Annotated in this window: 23 protein-coding genes; 15 read left to right on the top strand and 8 right to left on the bottom strand. The window is 32.3% G+C overall.

Going from position 1 to position 20258, the window contains the following annotated elements; translation table 11 throughout:
* Position 1 precedes the first annotated feature (1 nt).
* Complete coding sequence (locus B5X64_RS09380; RefSeq protein ID WP_076558408.1) at positions 2-1141, bottom strand: acyl-CoA dehydrogenase family protein; 1140 nt, start codon at positions 1139-1141, stop codon at positions 2-4.
* Positions 1142-1333: 192 nt separating this feature from the next.
* Here B5X64_RS09380 and B5X64_RS09375 point away from each other — a divergent pair, with 192 nt between their 5' ends.
* From B5X64_RS09375 to purF, 5 genes are all read left to right on the top strand, one after another.
* Positions 1334-3199: an endonuclease gene (locus tag B5X64_RS09375; protein WP_079464970.1), complete on the top strand. Its 1866-nt coding sequence runs from the start codon at positions 1334-1336 to the stop codon at positions 3197-3199.
* A gap of 299 nt (positions 3200-3498) precedes the next feature.
* On the top strand, positions 3499-4104 hold the full coding sequence (locus tag B5X64_RS09370; RefSeq protein ID WP_079464969.1) for a SatD family protein: 606 nt from the start codon (positions 3499-3501) through the stop codon (positions 4102-4104).
* A gap of 2 nt (positions 4105-4106) precedes the next feature.
* A complete protein-coding gene (locus B5X64_RS09365) occupies positions 4107-4802 on the top strand; it encodes a DUF3307 domain-containing protein (protein ID WP_079464968.1) in 696 nt (231 codons plus the stop codon).
* Positions 4803-4875: 73 nt separating this feature from the next.
* Positions 4876-5598, top strand: coding sequence for a phosphoribosylaminoimidazolesuccinocarboxamide synthase (gene purC, locus B5X64_RS09360; RefSeq protein ID WP_079464967.1), 723 nt, complete (start codon positions 4876-4878; stop codon positions 5596-5598).
* 109 nt (positions 5599-5707) lie between these two features.
* On the top strand, positions 5708-7207 hold the full coding sequence (gene purF, locus B5X64_RS09355; RefSeq protein WP_079464966.1) for an amidophosphoribosyltransferase: 1500 nt from the start codon (positions 5708-5710) through the stop codon (positions 7205-7207).
* 80 nt (positions 7208-7287) lie between these two features.
* Here the strand turns inward: purF and B5X64_RS09350 are convergent, their stop codons facing one another.
* Positions 7288-7941, bottom strand: a complete 654-nt coding sequence (locus B5X64_RS09350) for a porin family protein (RefSeq protein ID WP_079464965.1) — start codon at positions 7939-7941, stop codon at positions 7288-7290.
* A gap of 249 nt (positions 7942-8190) precedes the next feature.
* Positions 8191-9237, bottom strand: coding sequence for a 3-dehydroquinate synthase (aroB, locus tag B5X64_RS09345; RefSeq protein ID WP_079464964.1), 1047 nt, complete (start codon positions 9235-9237; stop codon positions 8191-8193).
* Positions 9238-9523: 286 nt separating this feature from the next.
* Here aroB and B5X64_RS09340 point away from each other — a divergent pair, with 286 nt between their 5' ends.
* The gene (locus B5X64_RS09340) at positions 9524-10489 is read left to right on the top strand and encodes a pseudouridine synthase (RefSeq protein ID WP_079465115.1); all 966 of its coding nucleotides are present in this window, start codon (positions 9524-9526) and stop codon (positions 10487-10489) included.
* A gap of 223 nt (positions 10490-10712) precedes the next feature.
* On the opposite strand, the gene pncA is transcribed toward B5X64_RS09340, so the two are convergent.
* Complete coding sequence (pncA, locus tag B5X64_RS09335) at positions 10713-11318, bottom strand: bifunctional nicotinamidase/pyrazinamidase (RefSeq protein WP_079464963.1); 606 nt, start codon at positions 11316-11318, stop codon at positions 10713-10715.
* A gap of 170 nt (positions 11319-11488) precedes the next feature.
* Here pncA and B5X64_RS09330 point away from each other — a divergent pair, with 170 nt between their 5' ends.
* The 5 genes from B5X64_RS09330 to B5X64_RS09310 all read left to right on the top strand — a co-directional run bounded on the left by B5X64_RS09330 (position 11489) and on the right by B5X64_RS09310 (position 14736).
* On the top strand, positions 11489-12631 hold the full coding sequence (locus B5X64_RS09330) for a DEAD/DEAH box helicase (RefSeq protein ID WP_079464962.1): 1143 nt from the start codon (positions 11489-11491) through the stop codon (positions 12629-12631).
* A 146-nt stretch (positions 12632-12777) separates the two neighbouring features.
* The gene (locus tag B5X64_RS09325; RefSeq protein WP_079464961.1) at positions 12778-13317 is read left to right on the top strand and encodes a YfiT family bacillithiol transferase; all 540 of its coding nucleotides are present in this window, start codon (positions 12778-12780) and stop codon (positions 13315-13317) included.
* Positions 13314-13769 (top strand): DUF1569 domain-containing protein, encoded by a 456-nt coding sequence (locus B5X64_RS09320; RefSeq protein WP_228418831.1) that lies wholly within the window; start codon positions 13314-13316, stop codon positions 13767-13769. The genes B5X64_RS09325 and B5X64_RS09320 overlap by 4 nt, the downstream gene beginning before the upstream one ends.
* Positions 13766-14146, top strand: coding sequence for a bacillithiol system redox-active protein YtxJ (ytxJ, locus tag B5X64_RS09315; protein WP_066676371.1), 381 nt, complete (start codon positions 13766-13768; stop codon positions 14144-14146). Before B5X64_RS09320 ends, ytxJ begins: the two co-directional genes overlap by 4 nt.
* Positions 14143-14736 (top strand): Crp/Fnr family transcriptional regulator, encoded by a 594-nt coding sequence (locus B5X64_RS09310; RefSeq protein ID WP_066676372.1) that lies wholly within the window; start codon positions 14143-14145, stop codon positions 14734-14736. The genes ytxJ and B5X64_RS09310 overlap by 4 nt, the downstream gene beginning before the upstream one ends.
* Positions 14737-14777: 41 nt before the next feature.
* On the opposite strand, the gene B5X64_RS09305 is transcribed toward B5X64_RS09310, so the two are convergent.
* Positions 14778-15128: a hypothetical protein gene (locus B5X64_RS09305; RefSeq protein ID WP_079464960.1), complete on the bottom strand. Its 351-nt coding sequence runs from the start codon at positions 15126-15128 to the stop codon at positions 14778-14780.
* A 40-nt stretch (positions 15129-15168) separates the two neighbouring features.
* The gene (locus B5X64_RS09300) at positions 15169-15675 is read right to left on the bottom strand and encodes a pyridoxamine 5'-phosphate oxidase family protein (RefSeq protein ID WP_079464959.1); all 507 of its coding nucleotides are present in this window, start codon (positions 15673-15675) and stop codon (positions 15169-15171) included.
* Positions 15676-16129: 454 nt separating this feature from the next.
* On the opposite strand from B5X64_RS09300, the gene B5X64_RS09295 reads away from it, so the two are divergent.
* The 3 genes from B5X64_RS09295 (at position 16130) to B5X64_RS09285 (ending at position 18070) form a co-directional block, all read left to right on the top strand.
* The gene (locus B5X64_RS09295) at positions 16130-16495 is read left to right on the top strand and encodes a Crp/Fnr family transcriptional regulator (protein ID WP_079464958.1); all 366 of its coding nucleotides are present in this window, start codon (positions 16130-16132) and stop codon (positions 16493-16495) included.
* A gap of 92 nt (positions 16496-16587) precedes the next feature.
* Positions 16588-17202 carry a Crp/Fnr family transcriptional regulator gene (locus B5X64_RS09290; protein ID WP_228418829.1) on the top strand — a complete coding sequence of 205 codons (615 nt, stop codon included), beginning with the start codon at positions 16588-16590 and terminating at the stop codon, positions 17200-17202.
* Positions 17203-17569: 367 nt separating this feature from the next.
* Positions 17570-18070 carry a CinA family protein gene (locus B5X64_RS09285; protein WP_079464956.1) on the top strand — a complete coding sequence of 167 codons (501 nt, stop codon included), beginning with the start codon at positions 17570-17572 and terminating at the stop codon, positions 18068-18070.
* A 32-nt stretch (positions 18071-18102) separates the two neighbouring features.
* Here B5X64_RS09285 and B5X64_RS09280 read toward each other — a convergent pair whose 3' ends face one another.
* On the bottom strand, positions 18103-18747 hold the full coding sequence (locus B5X64_RS09280; protein ID WP_228418826.1) for a Crp/Fnr family transcriptional regulator: 645 nt from the start codon (positions 18745-18747) through the stop codon (positions 18103-18105).
* 408 nt (positions 18748-19155) lie between these two features.
* Between B5X64_RS09280 and B5X64_RS09275 the strand changes: the two genes are divergently transcribed.
* Entirely contained in the window at positions 19156-19506 is a 351-nt protein-coding gene (locus B5X64_RS09275) for a helix-turn-helix domain-containing protein (protein ID WP_079464955.1), read from the top strand.
* A gap of 6 nt (positions 19507-19512) precedes the next feature.
* Here the strand turns inward: B5X64_RS09275 and pdeM are convergent, their stop codons facing one another.
* Positions 19513-20238, bottom strand: a complete 726-nt coding sequence (gene pdeM / locus B5X64_RS09270; protein WP_228418823.1) for a ligase-associated DNA damage response endonuclease PdeM — start codon at positions 20236-20238, stop codon at positions 19513-19515.
* Positions 20239-20258 lie beyond the last annotated feature (20 nt).

The raw sequence follows: 20258 nt of genomic DNA, 5'->3' as shown, positions 1-20258 counted from the left end.
ATTATTTTGTGATATCTCTACCGATAACCATTCTCTGAATTTCTGAAGTACCTTCACCAATTGTACAAAGTTTAGAATCTCTGTAATATTTTTCAGCCGGGAAATCTTTTGTATATCCGTAACCTCCAAAAATCTGAACTGCATTGTTAGAAATTCTTACACAAGCTTCAGAAGCATACAATTTTGCCATTGCCCCTTCTTTTGTCATTTTCTGTTTTGCATTTTTCAGCGTAGAAGCTCTTTGGATCAATAATTCTGCAGCATCAATTTCTGTTGCCATATCTGCCAACATAAAGTTGATTGCTTGGAATTCTGAAATAGATTTTCCGAACTGTTTTCTTTCTTTAGCGTATTTTAAAGCCGCTTTATAAGCTCCTCTTGCAGTTCCTAAACTTAACGCAGCAATAGAAATTCTACCACCGTCAAGAATTTTCATCGCCTGCTTGAAACCTTCACCAACTTCACCTAAACGATTCGCATCTGAAACACGAACGTTATCAAAAATAAGTTCTGCAGTTTCTGAAGCTCTCATTCCAAGTTTGTTTTCTTTTTTACCTGAAGTAAAGCCAGCCATTCCTTTTTCTAAAACAAACGCTGTAGAATTATTTTTAGCTCCAATTTCTCCAGTTCTAGTCATTACAACAGCGATGTCACCAGAAATTGCATGAGTGATAAAGTTTTTAGCTCCGTTGATTATCCACTCGTCACCGTCTTTTACTGCAGTAGTAGACATCCCTCCAGAATCAGATCCTGTATTGTGCTCTGTCAATCCCCAAGCTCCGATTACTTTACCCGTAGCTAACTGTGGAAGCCATTTGTTTCTCTGTTCTTCATTTCCAAATTCATAGATATGATTGGTGCACAATGAATTGTGTGCCGCAACTGATAATCCAATTGAAGGATCAACCTGAGAAATTTCATCTAGAATAGCAACATATTCGTGATAGCCAAGACCAGAACCGCCATATTCTTCAGGAATTACAATTCCCATAAAACCCATATCTCCTAACTGGTGAAATAGCTCTTTAGGAAAAGTCTGACTTTCGTCCCACTCCATAATATTTGGTCTGATATTCTTTTCAGCAAATTCCTTTGCTGTTTCCGCGATCATTTTGATGTTGTTAATCGTTTCTGTGTTCATATTACTTGTATAGTTATGTCCCAAAGATACTTAAATTGCTGAAATACTAAAATAATTTGTTTTGAAGATAAATTAGAGTAAATAAGTAATTCGTTTTCAGTAAATTAATTTTAAATTATTAACAATATATTAATCATCTTAATTAATTTTAAATGTGTTTATTTCTTACTTTAGCTGTCCAATTTTTTAGACATGAAAAAACTTCTACTTCCTATACTTTTAATATCCGCTTCTATTTCAGCCCAGATTCCATCAGGGTATTATAATGGAACAATAGGATTGACTGGGTATGCTTTGAAGACTAAGCTGCATGAAATTACTGCAATCAAAAATGTAAATTGGGGCTATGGTGACTTGCCTAACTTTTACAACCAAACTGATTTAGACCAATATTATGATCACGGATCAAGCAATACAACAATTTTACTAGATATGTATTCTGAGATTCCTGCAGGGCCTGACGCTTACGAATATACTTCTGCAAATCTTATCAGCACCTCAGGAGCCGAAGGATTAGGCTACAACAGAGAGCATGCGGTACCACAAAGTACATTTAATAGCAATTACCCTATGTATTCAGATTTACATTTTGTAATTCCTACAGATGCAAGAATCAATCAATTAAGAAGTAATTATCCTTACGGCATTGGAAATTCTACCATCCATCACACCTTTAGCAATACATCTAAAATTGCCAATAGCGCTATTCCTAATTACGTATATACCAATAGAGTATACGAGCCCCTTAATGAATTTAAAGGAGACATTGCAAGAATGCTGCTTTATTTTGCGGTTAGATACGAAGACAAATTACCTGTATTTAACCATTCTACCAATATCAATCCTGCGATAGACCGCTCTCCATTTGATGGTACAGCAGAGCGTGCTTTTGATCCCGCTTATATTTCAATGCTTATTCAATGGCATACACAAGACCCTGTTTCTCAACGAGAGATCAATAGGAACAATGCAATATATGCCATCCAGAACAATAGAAATCCTTTTATTGATAACCCTCAATGGGTTAATACAATTTGGACACAAACTCCAGATACTATTGTTCCGCAGGCTCCTACTAATGTAAACACAAACCAATCAGGAGCTTATTATACAAATCTGACCTGGTCACCAAGCGCAAGTAGTGACGTAATAGGCTATAACGTGTATCAGAATGGGACTTTTCTGACCTCCACAAAATCAACTTCGCTTATTATTGATCATTTAAACCCTGCAACATCCTATTCGTTTACCGTAAGGGCTTATGACCAAGGTTATCTACAATCTACAGACAGTAATATTGCAACTGTATCAACTCTTGCAACAGATTTAAATTTTAAAGAACTTTTAATTACAAAATACATTGAAGGAACAGATAATAATAAAGCTTTGGAAATCATAAATAAAACCGGCCATGAAGTTAATTTAAATAATTATAGCATAAGAACTCAATATTACAATAGTATAACTGGTTCTTATTATTTTACAGGTAGTTTTGAGCTTGAGGGAAAAATACCTAACAATAAAAGTTTTGTTATCCTCAATCCAAAAGCTGCATTACAATGCACAACAAACAATGACGCATTATTTCTTACTGCGGGTGAAGCCTTAAGTTTCAGCGGAACTCAATATGTTGAATTAGCTTACAATTCAACAATAGTAGATGTTATAGGTAGTAAATTTACAAGCAACACTAACGCAAATGTTTCGCTTTATAGAAAGGATATTGTTACAGAGCCTACTTCAACTTTTAATATCAGCGAATGGGATTCTTATGCAAGCAATTACTGTCAGAATTTAGGAACATTATCTACTTCTGAAACCGAATTATTAACTGAAACCGAATTTAAAATCTACCCAAACCCAGTTCATGATAATATTTTTATAAGAGGAAAAACTGAAAAAATTCAGACTGCTCAAATTGTAGATTATTCGGGACAGTTAATTTATATCGAGAAAAATCCGTTTAAAAACAAGAAAAATATTTCTGTACAAAATTTAAAAACAGGTTCTTATCTATTGAAACTCGATGACAAAGCTTATCAATTTATTAAAAAATAATATTGAGATTAAATTTAACATAAGACTTCGTTCAACCTGAGCGAAGTTTTTTTTGTGAAAACTTATAAGCAAAAGCTCAATAAGAAATTTCCAATTAGACAGATTGCTGACAATCAGTACTTAATTTAAAAATGATATTCTAATTTTAAAACAAGTAATATATGCGATTGTATCTTTTGCTATGTGTGATAGTCGTAAAGTTCTGAATTAATATATAAGCAAAAAAGCTAATATTTAAAACTTATAAGTAAATTTGCTTATAAGTTTTATTTATAAGTAATAATGATTATATTTGCAGAATGATAGCGGTCATCACTGGTGATATTATTAATTCGCAACATGCAGACACTGAAGTTTGGATTACCAAACTTAAAGATCTCCTAGAAAATTGGGGGAATGCTCCACAAGTATGGGAAATATACAGAGGAGACGAATTTCAGTTTAAATGTAATATCGATGATGTCTTTTGGCATTTCCTAGCTATCAAATCTCTTATAAAAAGTCAGGAAAATTTAGACGTAAGAATTGCAATTGGCATTGGGCTGGAGAATTTTTCATCTGAAAAAATCACAGAATCCAACGGTTCAGCCTATGTGAATTCTGGTAGATTATTAAATGACCTGAAGAGTGATGGCGATACGGTTTCCATTAAAACTTCTAATGATTCTATAGATCGCGATCTTAATATTTTATTAAAATGGGCATCCAAAGATTTTGATAACTGGACGATGGCAACTTCCGAGATCATTCACGAAATGATCATGAACAAAGACATTACTCAGGAAGATTTGGCAAAGAAATTTGCAATTTCACAATCTTCAATCAGCCAAAGACTAAAACGGGCAAACTACGAGCTTATCGTAGAAACCAATCAATATTTTAGAAAGAAAATTTCAGAACTGTAAACATGATTTTTATTCAACTCATATTGGCACATTTACTTGGAGATTTTATTCTTCAGCCAAATTCTTGGGTTGCAGATAAAGAAAACCGTAAACTGAAAAGTGCATACTTATATTTTCATATTCTTATTCATACTGTTTTAAGTTTTATTTTCCTTTGGGATCTTAAACTTTGGTGGGTAGCTGTTTTAGTGGGAATCACTCATTTTATTATTGATGCCTGCAAACTAAGTTTTCAGAATATTCAAACAAAAAAAACATGGTTTTTTATTGATCAGGCTCTTCATGTAGCAGTGATTGGTGGAATTTCTCTTTATTGCGGTGAGTTTAATTTTGAATTTCTGAAAGATCAGGAATTTTTGAAAATTCTAATGGCAGCTTTGTTTTTAACATCGCCAGCTTCAATTTTCATTAAACTATTATTATCATCATGGACTCCCGTAACCGAAGAAGAAAATAATCTACAAAGCGATTCATTATCAAGTGCCGGAAAATACATCGGGATTTTAGAACGTTTATTAGTCTTCACTTTTATTGTTGTCAATCATTGGGAAGGAGTGGGTTTTATGATTGCAGCAAAATCTGTTTTCAGATTCAGTGACTTGGCACAGGCAAAACAGAGGAAATTAACAGAATATGTACTAATTGGCACATTGTTAAGTTTTGGAATCGCTGTTTTAGCAGGAATTTTAATTAAGTAAAAAGTAATATAAATCTAACTATAATTGAAAACCTTTGATTCGAGGTTTTCTAAAGTAAAAAAAAGTAAAAATTATGAGTCAAAAGCTAGAAATGCTGTATGAAGGTAAAGCAAAACAAGTATTTGCAACCGAAAATCCTGACGAAGTTGTAGTACGTTTCAAAGACGATGCAACTGCATTTAATGCTCAAAAAAGAGGATCTGTAGATTTGAAAGGTGAAATGAATAATGCGATCACCACTCTTATTTTTGAATATTTAAATGAAAAAGGAATTAAAACTCATTTCATCAAACAATTAGACGAAAGAGAGCAATTGGTAAAGAAAGTATCAATTATTCCTTTGGAAATGGTCGTAAGAAACTATTCTGCAGGAAGTATGGCTCAGAGATTAGGAGTTGAGGAAGGAATTAAATCTCCGGTTACCATCTTCGATATCTGCTACAAAAAAGACGAATTGGGAGATCCGCTTATCAACGATCACCACGCTGTTTTCTTAGGAGCAGCAACGTATGAAGAGCTTGATGAGATGTATGAATTAACTTCAGACATCAACGAAATTTTAATCGATCTTTTCGATAAAATGAATATCATCTTGGTAGATTTCAAAATCGAATTAGGAAAAACTTCAGACGGCGAAATCATTCTTGCTGACGAAATTTCTCCTGATACTTGCAGACTTTGGGATAAAGACACGATGAAGAAGTTAGACAAAGACAGATTCAGAAGAGATCTTGGGGAAGTTACTGAAGCTTATGTTGAGATCTACAATAGATTGAAAACTGTTCTTGGTAAATAAGATTTTAGATTAAAATTTAGATGTAAGGAATTTCAATTTAACATAATATTTAAACTTGCATCTAATAAAAGTATCTATCAAAATAAATTCTAGATTAGAAAAAATAGAAATGAAAAGTTTAGACATTCATAAAAGTGAATATTTAAAACAGTTTGAAACTCAAACCTACGGAAGAAATCTTTTCAGAACGCAGGAAGAAGAAAGACTGGACGCTCCAACCGAGGAGTGTGGAATCTTTGGAATGTATTCTGATAACGATCTGGATACGTTTTCTCTTTCTCAGTTCGGGCTTTTTGCGCTTCAGCACAGAGGTCAGGAAGCTTGTGGTATTTCTGTTCTTAAAGACGGAAAAATCACCAACATGAAAGATGAAGGTTTGGTTTTGGATGTTTATAAAGAGATTCAAAATCCTGAAACTTTTATGGGAAATTCTGCAATCGGACATACCCGTTATACGACTGCAGGAGACAAAAAGAAATATAATTTCCAGCCATTTTTTGCCAAAAACGAATATGACCAGATTATACTTTCTATCGCTCACAATGGTAACTTAACCAATGCGAAAGAACTAAAGCATGAACTGGAAGCTGAAGGTGTAGTTTTCAGAGCGACTTCAGATTCTGAGGTTATTTTAAGATTAATCCAAAAAAATCTAGACCTTGGACTTCGTGGTGCTATTAAGGCAACAATGGAGAAAATTGAAGGCGCTTATTCCGTGGTGGGAATGACGAGAAATAAATTCTTTGCATTCAGAGATTTCAACGGAATCAGACCTTTAGTTTTGGGAGCAATTAACGAAAATTCTTACGTTGTCGCTTCTGAGTCTGTTGCTTTAGACGCTGTTGGAGCTCAATATGTAAGAGATGTTTTGCCAGGCGAAATCATTTATACCAATGAAAACGAACCTGGAAAATTAAATTCTTACATGGTAAATGAGGAGAGAGGGAAGCAGAGAATCTGTTCTTTTGAATACATTTATTTTGCAAGACCTGACTCTACGTTAGAAAACATCAACGTTTACGAGATCAGAGAAAAATCTGGTGAGAAAATCTGGGAACAGGCTCCTGTAGAAGCTGATATCGTTATTGGAGTTCCTGATTCTGGAGTTCCGGCTGCAATTGGTTTTTCTAAAGCTTCAGGAATACCTTTCCGCCCGGTTTTGATTAAAAACAGATATATTGGAAGAAGTTTCATCGTTCCAACTCAGGAAATGAGAGAAAGAATCGTTAATCTGAAACTGAACCCGATCATTTCTGAGATCAAAGACAAAAGAGTGGTTATCATTGACGATTCAATCGTTCGTGGAACGACTTCTAAGAGATTGGTTAAAATTCTTAAAGAAGCAGGCGTAAAGGAAATTCACTTCAGAAGTGTTTCTCCGCCAATCATTGCACCTTGTTATTTGGGAATTGATACCCCATCAAAAGATGATTTGATTTCTGCCAATATGACGACAGAAGAGCTTAGAGTTTATTTAGGAGTAGATTCTTTAGAATTTTTAAGTACTGATAATTTAAAAGAAATTCTAGGTTCTTCAAACCATTGTTTCGGATGCTTCACTGAAGAATATCCTGTAGCAAAGGGAGAAGAAATAGAATTGTTTAATTAAGATTAATTTCTAAATATAAAAAAGGTCAGACTTAATTGTAAGTCTGACCTTTATTATTGAAATAAGATTTTTTCTTTTTCTTAGAATTTGTAAGCTAAACCTACTTGGAAAGTATTGTTTCTTACAGCATCAGAATTACTTGGTCTGTCTTTAGCAATATCCGTTACACCTGCAACATATCTAGCTGTAATACCAATATTATCTGTGAAATAATAACCAGCACCCAAACCAATACCTAAATTAAATGAATTTAAATCATCTTTATAATCACCAGATTCAGTAATTACATCATTATTTGTTTCATTTTTAAATTTATTCTTAGCATTAACTAATAGTCCGAATTCTGGACCTGCTTCAACATAGAAGTTAGGAACGAAGTTATATTGGAACATTACCGGAACCGCAACATAATCTAAATGTCTAGCTCTAGAATATCTGTTTCCTAAAACAACTTCATCATATTTGTCACCATATTGTGTATATAGAACCTCTGGTTGAATGCTAAATGATTCTGCTACTGGAATCGTTGCAAATACACCTGCATTAAAACCAATTTTTGATCCTTGATCTTCTAATGCTCCATCTTTTGATAATGAAGAAACGTTCATACCTGCCTTGATACCAAATCTTACATCTGAAGACGATGTCGTTCTAGTTGTAGTAGTGGTCGTTGTAGTCTGAGCAAATGCCAAAGATGTTGACAAAACTGCGATTCCTAAAATTAACTTTTTCATAACTTAAATTTTTTAATATTTTACTAATTCTAATTTTAAATTTTACTGCCAAACTTTTTCAGTTTGACGAGACGTATCTTTCAAATTGTTTGCCAAAACTCACAGAAAAGTAAAAACATAAAAAAACCATTCACAATAGTAAATGGCTTATATCATAACAACATGATTGTTAAGTAATTAAATTTCAATTAATTTATATGTTATAAATAATAGTTATTTGAATTTAAATCTAAAAATTTAGTTTAAACCTTAAAATTCACTCAGATTTTTGTAATAATTAATTGATTTTTGAATATTTTCTGTGCTGCATTCGTGGTCATAAATACAAGAACCAATCCCCGAAAGCAAAGAAAAATTTATTTTTGCATCTGTATTTTTCTTATCATTCAATAATAAATTGAAAATATCTTCATCTTTAAAATCACCCAAATCAATAAAGCTGAAATATCTCTGAATATTTTCTATAATTAAATCTGCATCTTCTTTAGAAATTAAACCTTCAAGATAAGAAAGATGGCTTTCGCAAATCATCCCCAAAGCAACCGCTTCACCGTGAAGAATAGGATTTTCGCTCTGCAGACATAAACTTTCGATAGCATGACCGATGGTATGACCGAAGTTTAAAGTTTTTCTCACATTTTTCTCATGAAAATCTGCATTCACAACTTCCTGCTTAATTTCCATTGACTGCGGAATGAGAGGCTCAATTCCTGTAGGATCTAAATGTTGCAGCTTTATTAAAGCTTCCCAGTGCTTTTTATCAGCAATTAGCCCGTGTTTTAGCATTTCAGCAAATCCGCTTTTCAGTTCTTTTGCGGGAAAGGTATCTAAAAATCGGGTGTAAGCATATATTTGTTCAGGAAACGAAAATGTTCCTACCATATTTTTATAATGCATCAGGTCAATTCCTGTTTTACCACCGATAGATGCATCACACATCGAAAGAAGAGTAGTGGGAATATTGATAAACTGAATTCCTCTTTTATAAGTTGACGCTACAAAACCTCCCATATCGGTAATCACACCGCCACCAAGATTGATCATTAAAGCTTTTCGGTCGGCTTTCATTTCTGTAAGAATTTCCCAAAGCTGATTGGCGGTTTGAATGTTTTTCATCTCTTCACCCGCTTCAATCTCCAGAATTTCAAAAGAAATATCGGTTTCTAAATTACCTAAAAATATAGGAAGACAATATTCATGAGTATTTTCATCCACTAAAATAAAAATTTTACTGAATGATTTTTCGGTCAGAAATTGATTGAGTTGCGAAAAATTTTCGTCTAATAAGGTAATCATCGTATGATTTTTTTATAATTAAAGCTATACTAAGCTACAAAGTTATGATTCTTAATTTCTAACTCGTAACTAAATTACTATCTTTGCAAAAATATTTAGAATGAGCAGAGACAATAATAATTCAGGGAGACCTAAAAAACCTAGATCTTCAACTAGAAATTCAGACAGTCCTCGTTCTCTTAAATCTGGAGATTCCGGATCAAAACCTTTCAAAAAGTCATTCCCTAAAGCAGGAGAAAGAAATTCTGATTCCAAAAGAAGTGATGATACCAGTTATCAGGCTCGAATGAATAAGAAATATTCAAAAACTGAACAAGAACCTTTTATTACCAGCCAAGGTGAAGACAAGAAGCCTTTCAGTAAATCAACTCCAAGTAGAGGTGGTAGCAGACCCGGTAGTTTTGACGTTAGAGATAAATACGAAAGAGGCAGCCTGAAATATGGAAGAAGACCCGGAACTGAAGGTAACGAAAGAGATCAAGACAAAGCAAAATCTTTTGTACAGAAAAGAAGATTCAAAAAAGTAGAACAAGACGTTCATAAGGATACTATTCGTCTAAACAAATATATCGCCAATTCAGGAATTTGCAGTAGGAGAGAAGCTGATGAGTTAATTACTCAAGGTTTGGTAGAAGTAAATGGGAAAGTAGTGACTGAAATGGGTTACCAAGTTGAAAAAACTGACAAAGTAGTTTTCGACGGACAAAACATTACTCCTGAAAAGCCTGTTTATGTATTATTGAATAAGCCAAAAGGTTATATCTCTACTACAAAAGACGACAAAGCAAGAAAAACGGTAATGGATTTGGTTGCGAATGCTTCTCCATACAGAGTTTTCCCGGTAGGAAGATTAGACCGTTCTACAACCGGAGTTATTCTTTTGACAAATGACGGACACATGACGAAAAAATTGACGCATCCATCTTTTGATGCTAAGAAAATTTATCATGTAACGTTAGATAAAAAACTAACGAATGAAGATATGAAACTTATTGCTGAAGGAATTCGTTTGGATGAAGGTATTGCAGAGGTTGATCAGATTTCATTTATCGAAGGAAAACCTAAAAATGAAATCGGAATCGAAATTCATATCGGTTGGAACCGTGTCATCAGAAGAATTTTCCAAAGATTAGGATATGAAGTGGAAGCTCTAGACAGAGTAATGTTTGCAGGAATGACTAAGAAAAACATCAAAAGAGGACACTGGAGAATCCTTACAGAGCAAGAGGTTAATAATCTTAAAATGCTTTAGTCGAGATACGAGATTAAAAGTTTCGGGTTTTAACTTAAAATATAAAGACGTTGAAAAAATTCAACGTCTTTTTTTATTTTCAAAGTTTGTCATTCTGACGAAGGAAGAATCTATTATTTAGATTAAAGAGATTCTTCATTTCACTTTGTTCCATTCAGAATGACAAACTGAATATTAAGCTTAAAACAAATTACAAAATTGAAATTTATGTTTATTCAAAAAACTATCCCAAAATTGTTACCCCTTTCTGCAACATTTCAAAAATTGCATCTTTACCGTTATCTGGTTTTACATTAACAGCACGGGTTCCGTTGAAGTGAAGACAGGTAATGTATCCATTGGCAGCAGCATCGGTACAAGTAAATTTCACACAGTAATCTAGTGCTAAACCTACAATTTCTACCAATTGAATTTCATTATATTTCAAGAAATCATCTAATCCGGTTTTCATAAAGTGATTGTTATCCTGAAAACCACTATAAGCATCAATCTCAGTATTTTTTCCTTTCTGAATAATGTGAGTTACTTTTTCTCTGTTCAAATCTTTATGAAATTCTGCACCAAAAGTATTTTCTACACAATGATCTGGCCACATAAACTGCGGAACACCATTTAAGATAATGCTTTCACCAATTTTTCTGTTGTTATTGCTTGCAAAACTTTTGTGATTTGCAGGATGCCAATCTTGGGTAAGAATAATTTGATCGTATTGGTTTTCTTCCATCAGAAGATTGATGTAGGGAATCACTTCGTTTGCTCCTGGAACAGCCAAAGCTCCACCTTCACAAAAATCGTTTTGTACGTCTACTATTATTAATGCTTTTTTCATATATAGCTTTCTAATTTCTTATTAATTGATGAAAGTTAGCATTCAAAAATTTGTCCAAAACATGATTATCTGACAAAACGGCATTTTAAAAAATAAAATTGCAATCTGAAAGGCATTTAGAAAGAAAAAACAAACTGTAATAGTTTATCTTTGCATTAAATAATTACTATATGTCATTCGAATCTTTAGGTCTATCACACAATATCATTCATTCTGTTAAAAAATTGGGTTATCTGAAGCCTTTTCCAATTCAGGAGCAAGCTGTACCCGTTATTTTGCAGGGAAAAGATTTGATGGGAATTGCACAGACAGGTTCCGGAAAAACAGCTTGTTTTGTGATGCCGATTTTGGAAAAGTTACAAAATGCGGAGGTTAAAAAAGATCGTAATGTACAGGTTTTAATATTGGTTCCTACAAGAGAATTGGCCATTCAGATTGATGAGGTTTTCAGAGCGTTTACAGACAATTTGAAACGTGAAGTCCGTACAATGGCAGTTTATGGCGGTGTTTCTATCAATCCGCAGATGAAAGGAATGTTTGGTGTAGAAATTCTTATTGCAACGCCTGGTCGTTTGTTAGATTTAATTGATCATAATGCTTTAAGTATTTCCGGAATACAGCATTTGGTGATCGATGAAGCAGATAAAATGTTTCAGTTAGGTTTTGGCGAAGAAATGGATAAACTTTTTGCCATGATGCCCGTTGCAAAACAAACGACTCTGTTTTCAGCGACTTTAAATGATAAAGTTGCTGAAATGAAAGAACGTTTATCAATCAATCCTACCATTATTGAAATAAAAAAAGAGGAAGTAGAAATTGATAATATTGAACAGTTGGCTTATCATGTTTCTCCTGAAAATAAAGGTCCATTCTTAAGATATTTAATTAAAGAAAAGAAGGTTGAGAAAGCTTTAATATTCGTTTCTTCTACAAGATCTGCTGATAATTTGGTTGAAAAATTAAAGAAAAATAAAATAAAAGCCGTTGCAATCCACAGTCAAAAGTCGCAAGGTGCACGTAGAAATAATTTGGAAGAATTTAAAGTAAACGGAGCTCAAATTTTGGTTGCTACAGACTTGATCGGTCGTGGAATTCACATCGAATCTTTACCTTGTGTAATCAATTACGAATTGCCACGTTCGCCTTTAGATTATATTCACCGTATTGGTAGAACCGGCCGTGCGGGAGAAAAAGGAACTGCCATTTCAATTTTAACTGATGATGAATTGCAACATTTCAGAGTGATTCAAAAGAAAATGGGGAAGAAAGTAACTTTGCAAAGAACAGAGGATATTAATCTGCATGGTTATTAATATTTTAAATATTTCTCACTGACGGAGCTTATCTTAGAAGATTTTTTTTAATTTTCAATAACTAATTTTTAAGTTAGTATTATATTGTTTTAAACAATAAACAACGCAGTAATATTGATCAAAATATTAAATATTTATCATTAAAAATGGACAATTTAGAACAGAAAAGATTCCCGATCGGTCGCTTTGAAATTCCTGAAAATATCTGCGACATTAAACTCAATGAATATATTAAAGTCATCAAAGATTTTCCAAACAAATTAAAAAACCTTATTGAAGATTTTAGCGATGACCAATTAGATACACAATACAGAGAAGGAGGTTGGACAGTAAGACAGCTTATCAATCATATTGCAGACAGTCACATGAATAGTCTTATCCGTTTAAAATTGGCGCTTACGGAAGAAAATCCCACCATAAAACCTTACGACGAAGCAAAATTTGCAGAACTTCAGGATAGTGTGAATATGCCGATAAAACCTGCGATGAGAATTATAAAAGGAACTCATCAAAGATGGACTGTTCTATTAAAAGCCATGACCAATAAACAGTTTGAAAGAACTTTTCATCATCCTGAACACAATGAAAGTTATAATCTGAGAGTTTACCTTGCGAATTATGTTTGGCACTGCAATCATCATTTTGCACATATTGAAAATCTTAGGAAAGAAAAAAACTGGTCGTGAAAAGTCTTCATAATGAGAGTAATTTTAATGAAATAAAGCAGCGAATTGCTCAGCTTTCAGAAACTTCTGAGAGAAAATGGGGAAACATGAATGTTTCACAAATGCTGGTTCATTGCGACTTGATCTTACAGATTGCCTTAAAGAAAATCACTCTTCCACCTATTAATTTTCTATTCAAATCGATTGGGATTTTTGTGAAAAGGGAAATGCAAATTTTCAATAACGGAATTCCCAGAAATATGCCTACTTTTAAAAAAGTAATCGTTAATTTTGAATGTAACTTTGAAGAAGCAAGAAACAATCTTTTAAAAAGGTTAGACGAGTATTATCTTGCTTACAAAAACCATGTTTTGCCAAATCGTCATGAGCTTTTTGGTGAAATGAAAGAGAAAGATTGGGGATTTATGGAATATAAACATCTCAATCACCATTTAAAACAATTTAATGTATGAGTTTTTTAGATAAAATATTTGGCGGAAAACAGGAACAGGGAGAAACAAAATCTTTCTGGAAAACGATAAAGTCTGAAGAAGATTTAGAAAAAGCAATCAAGCAATCTTACGAAAATAGAGTAGCGGTCTTCAAACATTCTACAAGCTGTTTTATCAGTAAAACGGTTTTGAAAAATTTTGAAAAAGAAATAGAAAATTCAGACGAACAAAATGTAAGTTTTTATTTCCTGGATCTTTTGGCATTCAGACCGATTTCTAACAAGATTGCTGAAGATTTTGGGATTCGTCACGAAAGCCCGCAATTGATTGTTATAGAAGATGGAAAAGCCATCAACAACGCATCACATCAGGATATTTCTTTAAGCCAGATTGTATGAGCAATATAAACGAATATTTAGCAAAAGTTTTTGAAGTTCCTGCTGAAAAAGTAAATTTATGCAGCATTCAGTATGAAATGAAAAAAGTAGGGAAGCACGAAATGCTTTTACAAGAAGGCCAAGTGTGTCGAAATACTTTTTTTGTTGAAAAAGGACTTCTAAGAATGTATTCTATCGATAAAAACGGGAAAGAGCACGTGATACAGTTTGCTCCTGAAAATTGGCTGATTGGTGACCGAAGCAGTCTTTATTTTAATGAAAAATCCCGATACTATATTGAAGCTGTGGAAGATTCTGAAGTATTATTTTTGCAGCCGGATTTTTTTAGCAAACTTTTGGAAGAATTCCCCAATACGATTGAAAAAAATGATTTGATTATTCAGAAACATGTAAAAAGTTTGCAGGATAGAATCAATTCTTTGTTGGGAGAAACAGCGGAAGAACGCTATTTAAAATTCATCAAAATGTATCCAGATCTTTTACTGAGAGTTCCGCAATGGATGATCGCTTCTTATCTGGGAATTACTCCTGAAAGCTTAAGCCGTGTGAGAAAAGAACTGGCAAAAAAGAATTTTGTTACCGATAAATAATCTTTAGTTTAAGATGAAAATATAATCACCACACCAAACAACTAATCGTTGTTGAGTGTGGTGATTATTCTATTTAGGTATTCCTGTTCCCTTAAAACTTTTTCATAAGATTGTTTCGCATAAGAAGGTGACAACTGATAACCATCAGAATGAAGATGATAACTGTCGTTCTCAACATATCCTGTAAAGTTGACAGTATATTCATGAATAAATTTATCAATCACTTTTCTTTTTATTTCGCAAATAGTGCTGTTTTTTATCTTCTGCAGAGAATTTAAGATGAAAGACTTATCTCCACTGAATTGAATTACCTGAGTAATCATTGCAAAATTGCTCAAAGGCTTATTATTCGTTTCATGAACAACAGCGTGCGGGTCATCTTCGAATATCATGATCTTATAGTTTTTAAAGTAAGGAATTAGATTTTAAAAATTAAACTGTAGCATTACCTTCTACACCGTCAGAATTATCGGTTTTATTTCCGGTAACTGCAGCAGCTACAAAGGTGAGTAAACTCACTAGTTTTCCTGCTTTAGTATCCCAATAATAAGTATCCTTCGGTGTTACACGGATGATCGAAACATTCGGATCATCTTTTCCATCAAACCAAGCATTTGCCATTGCTGACCATTTTTCTTCAATAGTTGATCTATCTTTATAAATCACAGCATCACCAAATATAGAAAGATATTCTGAATCTGAGTTATTCATAAATAAAAGTTGCACTCTTTTGTCATCTTTTATCTCAAAATTTTTGTTGCTGGCTTCACTGCTGATGAACCATAGATTTCCGCTTTCATCTGTTTCCTGAAGACCCATCGGTCGGGTATTGATAGGTAAGCTTTCAAGATTGGTGCAAAACATACAAATTTTTGCTTTTTCTGAAAGTTCTTTAATTTTTTTCGCCGCTTCTGCGTAATTCAAATTTTCTGTTGACATAATGATATATTTTGTAATTGTGGTGTATTATAGAATAAAAAATTCTATGATTATTGGTCGCTTCAAAAACCTAACCAAAAATATAAAATCTTCAAAAAAAAATTCAACTTTCCTATAAAATAAATTAAAAAGAACATTATTAATAAAAATCAAGCAGCATTAAGTAAAATTTATGATTGAAATCATAAAGATATAATTTAATTTATCGTATATTTGGGTAAAGTTGATAGTTTACACTTATTCAATTTTATAATAAACTATTACTATTCACAAACTAAAAATTGTGAAAGATTTCTCTATTTAAAAATATTAAATACTGAAAATCAGTAAAATATTTAAGTATTGACATTCTCTTTAATCGTAGCTCATCATCCGCTTAAACCTTGTTACCACTAATATTTACTTATATCTTTTGTGAAGATTACCATCACAATTCATTGTAATATTAGAAATTATGGTAATTCACCAAAAAATCCTGGAATCCGCAGGAGCTATCAGCAAAAACTATCTGGCTTCAGAAAATATTTTCACAGAAGGCGAATCTGCCCAGTATTATTTCCAGATTGTTTCCGGAAGTGTAAAAATGAATAATTATGATGAATCTGGTAAAGAATACATTCAGAATCGTTTGGAAGCAGGAGAGTGCCTTGGTGAGTCTTTTCTTTTTATAGATCATCAATATCCTATGAATGCAGTAGCTATCAATTCCTGTGAAGTTTTGAGTTTAAAAAAAAGCTTATTTATCAGTTTATTACAGCAAAATCCGAAAATGTGTTTTGAAATAAATAAAAACCTTTCTAAAAAGCTCCATTTTAAATAAATTATGGCACAAAATATGTGTTGAAAAAATTCCGACAGTACAACTTACTACTGATCCCAAATGATAAAATTAAATGATAAAATTTTTATACCATGAAAACAATAAGTTGCATGAAGATTGATGAGCAATTGCTCACATCTTACAGCGCTGAAATTAAAACTTACAAAGAAAAAGAGCTTATTTTTAGAGAAGGCGAATCGCCGAATTTTTACTACCAAGTAACAGAAGGTATTGTAAAAGTGAATAATTTTAATGAAGAGGGAAAAGAATTCATCCATAATATTTTAGGGAAAGGACAAAGTTTTGGAGATGCACATCTGTTTATAGACAAAAAATATACGGTCAATGCTTACGCTTTAAAGCCTACAACAGTTATCATATTACCAAGAAAAAATTTCATTAATCTGGTAAAAGAACATCCTCATGTTTCCTTGGAAATAAATGCCTGTTTATCGCACCGCCTTTATTTCAAAATGAAAATGATTCATGATATGGTGTCACAACAGCCTTCTGCAAGAATTCTTGGTCTTTTCAATTATCTGAGAAGCTATACCGATTGTGAAGATCAGCATTCATTTAATATAAAGCTTACAAGACAACAAATTGCCGACCTTACCGGTTTACGTGTAGAAACAATTATCAGAACTATCAAAAAAATGGAAAAAGAAAATCTGCTGAAAATTGAAGACCGCAAAATATATTATTAAAAAAAATGACATGACTCAAATCATAAATTGATAAATACTGAGCGAAGTATATTTGTTATATTTTATCATAAAAACCACAATCTCAACACCAACCACCTAAATTAATAATATGAAAACAGAAACATTATATTTTACCCAATAAGGTTTAGAATTACAGTTTGTAAATCTCAGATTTAAACTGTAACATCAGTTTTTTATTCATAATTTACTTTCATGATTACCTCTTTTGTGGAGGAAGAGGTAATCTTTAGAACGCTATAGAATTGGCAGATTTATTAAGCCTTTTTACGCTATATTTAAAAAACTGATGATCTCCATTACTTTGAAAAACACATGAATATTTTACAACTTCATTAAAACAAATCTTATGGAATTTCAACAAAACTTACTCAATTATATCAGCGATGCATTAATTGCGACCAATGAAACAATTTCTATTGCTGAAAGTGTAACTTCCGGGCTTTTTCAGCTTGCTTTTTCACAAATGCCAAATGCATCAATGTTCTATAAAGGCGGAATTACGGCTTATACATTAGATCAAAAAGTTAAACTTCTAAATGTAGATTATGCCGAAGGAAACTTGTGCGATTGTGTTTCTGAAGAGATTGCAGAAACAATGGCACTCAGTGTAGCAAAACTATTCGAAACCGATTGGTCTATAGCAGTTACAGGTTATGCCAACCCAATGAGAAGTTCAACTTATAAAATATTTTCATACTATTCTTTTGCATATAAAGGTGAAATCATTTTATCTAAAAAACTCGAACTTCATCCCAAAACACAGGCTTTGGGAGCTCAACAATATTATACAGAATTTATTTTAGGATGTTTTAAAAGTGAGATTAATAAACTTTTGATTCTAAAATAAAATAACTCAGATAAAGAATAACATTGTAGAAATTAATAAAAAATCTTTCTGTTTTTGATTTTTAAAATTTCTTCTTTCTCCATGCTTTTTATTACCCTGATCACAGTTTCTACGCTCAAACCGGTAAGTGAGGCGAGCTGTTGTCTGGTTAAAAGAATCTGCAGAGCATATTGCGACTGGTCATGATGATGATCTTTAAGATAATTCATTAAGGTTAAAAGTTTCTGACCAGGTTTTTGAAAAGCCATACTCTGCATCATCAAAAACTTGTAATGCATATGCTCGGAAAGGAACTGTATATTTTTAAAATAATTTTCAGGATGCTTTTGCAAAAACTGCAAATATTGAGCTTTAGGTAATCTTATAACTTCAGATTCTTCTACTGCAACAGCATTTAATGGATATGTTTTTTCTGTAAAAAGTGACGATAAGCCAATACTGTGACCTTGTGAAAGTATGCCTTGAATAAACTCTTTACCTCCTTCATTATAATTATTTAATTTCACTTTTCCTTTGGAAATCAGGAAAAAGAAGCCTGGAACTTCACCTTCAGAAAAAATAAAATCATCAGGGTCATAAGTTTTTAAATCTGCTCCAAAAGAAAATAATATATCTTCATTTATCATATTATAGGGATTAATTCTATCTAAAAATTTAATTGCTATGCTGGGAAACATAATAATGTCCACATTTTTAGACTTGTAAAGAAAGAGTAATTTTATACAAAAGTGAATTATTTGCCTACCACACAGGTACCACATTAAACATTAAAAAATGGAATACTTTTTGAAAATAAATTTTTAAGCGAATATTACTGCTCAAATTCAAATTAATAATCCTGAAATATAAATCGGTTTGTTGATTAGAATCATAAAAAGAAATATGAAAATTCTGATACATTTGAATCACGAATTTTGAAGGATGAAAGATTTCCTACAATTAATAGCCATTTAGAAGTTATTTCGGTTAAAATAATCAGATTCCGAACCTATAAACAAATTGAAAAAAACTAATAATAAGAACGTTAATCAGATCAAAGCTTTTCCTATAACTTTGATAATGATAGAGAAAAATTCTGCTAAATAATGAATAGAAATAGAGAAAACACACAAGACTTTAATGCAGAACACTACAACGCGAAAATTTTGGTTGATGAAGAAATCATCAGACTTGCAAAACAAAATTCACCGCGCCTTTTAAGTAAATTTAAATCTGCATACCCTGATTTTTTTGAGAACCTTTCCAACGTTAATGGAAAGCTGCAAAATTCTGAAATTATTTTTTGTATTTATCTCAAGTTGAGATTGAGTACAAAAGAAATTGCTACCTATACATTTGTGACTCCAAAAGCAATTCAGAACAGGAAAAACAGATTAAGAAAAAAACTCAAAATCTCTTCAGATACCGATATTTACAAATGGTTTGATCAATTATAAAGATTATTATATCTCATAAATTTCAGCATCTGTAAAAACATAGAATCTTCCTTTTTTAGGAAGATTTTTTGTATCCAGACCTGTAAATTCACTGAATGCCGGAAGCAACAACTGATTTTCTGTTACTACAAAACAAGGAAGCTTTATTCTTTTTACAGGCGAATTAATCATAAAACCCGGATGAATATGTCCGGTAATCTGAAATTTTGAATTTGTTTTATCGAAATCGTGAACAAATGAAATATCATCAATTTCTAACGAATCAGATCTTGAATCTAAACATAATTTTTTCTCTAAAGTTTTTGAAATCCTGTCGTGATTGCCTTCTACCAAACAGAATTTAATATCTGAATATTGATTTTTCCATATACAGAATTCATCAACATCAACATTATCTCCGGCGTGAAGCAAATCTCCGACAATAATAAATTTTTCAGGCTGAAAGTATTCAATCAAAATTGATAATCTTTCCAAATCATTTTTCATAATATGGTTCGCCAAAGCAATTCCGTTTTTGCGAAAATGTGCTGTTTTACCGATATGTAAATCCGAGAAAATCAAAGCTTTTTCTTTTTTCCAAAACAATGCACGCTGATTGGTGAGAGTGAAAATTTCGTTTTGAATATTGATATTTTTAGTTACTATTTTCATATAATCTTCAACAGTTCTTTTGTCTTTCCAACGGAGTTTAAGCTTAGTTTTATTTTCGACAGCAGAGATTCCTAATGACAAACTTTATGAATATTTTTTAA

The organism is Chryseobacterium balustinum, assembly GCF_900168205.1.
Lineage (GTDB): Bacteria > Bacteroidota > Bacteroidia > Flavobacteriales > Weeksellaceae > Chryseobacterium > Chryseobacterium balustinum.
This window is presented reverse-complemented; position numbering and strand designations above follow the sequence as displayed.

Bases quoted from the DNA above. Each gene is read 5' to 3' on its own strand.
- pncA (WP_079464963.1), bottom strand. From the start codon at position 11,318: ATGAAAAAAGCATTAATAATAGTAGACGTACAAAACGATTTTTGTGAA.
- B5X64_RS09275 (WP_079464955.1), top strand. From the start codon at position 19,156: ATGAATAGAAATAGAGAAAACACACAAGACTTTAATGCAGAACACTAC.
- B5X64_RS09350 (WP_079464965.1), bottom strand. From the start codon at position 7,941: ATGAAAAAGTTAATTTTAGGAATCGCAGTTTTGTCAACATCTTTGGCA.
- B5X64_RS09365 (WP_079464968.1), top strand. From the start codon at position 4,107: ATGATTTTTATTCAACTCATATTGGCACATTTACTTGGAGATTTTATT.
- B5X64_RS09305 (WP_079464960.1), bottom strand. From the start codon at position 15,128: ATGATATTCGAAGATGACCCGCACGCTGTTGTTCATGAAACGAATAAT.
- B5X64_RS09375 (WP_079464970.1), top strand. From the start codon at position 1,334: ATGAAAAAACTTCTACTTCCTATACTTTTAATATCCGCTTCTATTTCA.
- B5X64_RS09370 (WP_079464969.1), top strand. From the start codon at position 3,499: ATGATAGCGGTCATCACTGGTGATATTATTAATTCGCAACATGCAGAC.
- aroB (WP_079464964.1), bottom strand. From the start codon at position 9,237: ATGATTACCTTATTAGACGAAAATTTTTCGCAACTCAATCAATTTCTG.
- purC (WP_079464967.1), top strand. From the start codon at position 4,876: ATGAGTCAAAAGCTAGAAATGCTGTATGAAGGTAAAGCAAAACAAGTA.
- ytxJ (WP_066676371.1), top strand. From the start codon at position 13,766: ATGAGTTTTTTAGATAAAATATTTGGCGGAAAACAGGAACAGGGAGAA.
- B5X64_RS09310 (WP_066676372.1), top strand. From the start codon at position 14,143: ATGAGCAATATAAACGAATATTTAGCAAAAGTTTTTGAAGTTCCTGCT.
- B5X64_RS09285 (WP_079464956.1), top strand. From the start codon at position 17,570: ATGGAATTTCAACAAAACTTACTCAATTATATCAGCGATGCATTAATT.
- B5X64_RS09300 (WP_079464959.1), bottom strand. From the start codon at position 15,675: ATGTCAACAGAAAATTTGAATTACGCAGAAGCGGCGAAAAAAATTAAA.
- B5X64_RS09290 (WP_228418829.1), top strand. From the start codon at position 16,588: ATGAAAACAATAAGTTGCATGAAGATTGATGAGCAATTGCTCACATCT.
- B5X64_RS09325 (WP_079464961.1), top strand. From the start codon at position 12,778: ATGGACAATTTAGAACAGAAAAGATTCCCGATCGGTCGCTTTGAAATT.
- B5X64_RS09280 (WP_228418826.1), bottom strand. From the start codon at position 18,747: ATGTTTCCCAGCATAGCAATTAAATTTTTAGATAGAATTAATCCCTAT.
- B5X64_RS09340 (WP_079465115.1), top strand. From the start codon at position 9,524: ATGAATAAGAAATATTCAAAAACTGAACAAGAACCTTTTATTACCAGC.
- B5X64_RS09330 (WP_079464962.1), top strand. From the start codon at position 11,489: ATGTCATTCGAATCTTTAGGTCTATCACACAATATCATTCATTCTGTT.
- purF (WP_079464966.1), top strand. From the start codon at position 5,708: ATGAAAAGTTTAGACATTCATAAAAGTGAATATTTAAAACAGTTTGAA.
- B5X64_RS09380 (WP_076558408.1), bottom strand. From the start codon at position 1,141: ATGAACACAGAAACGATTAACAACATCAAAATGATCGCGGAAACAGCA.
- B5X64_RS09295 (WP_079464958.1), top strand. From the start codon at position 16,130: ATGGTAATTCACCAAAAAATCCTGGAATCCGCAGGAGCTATCAGCAAA.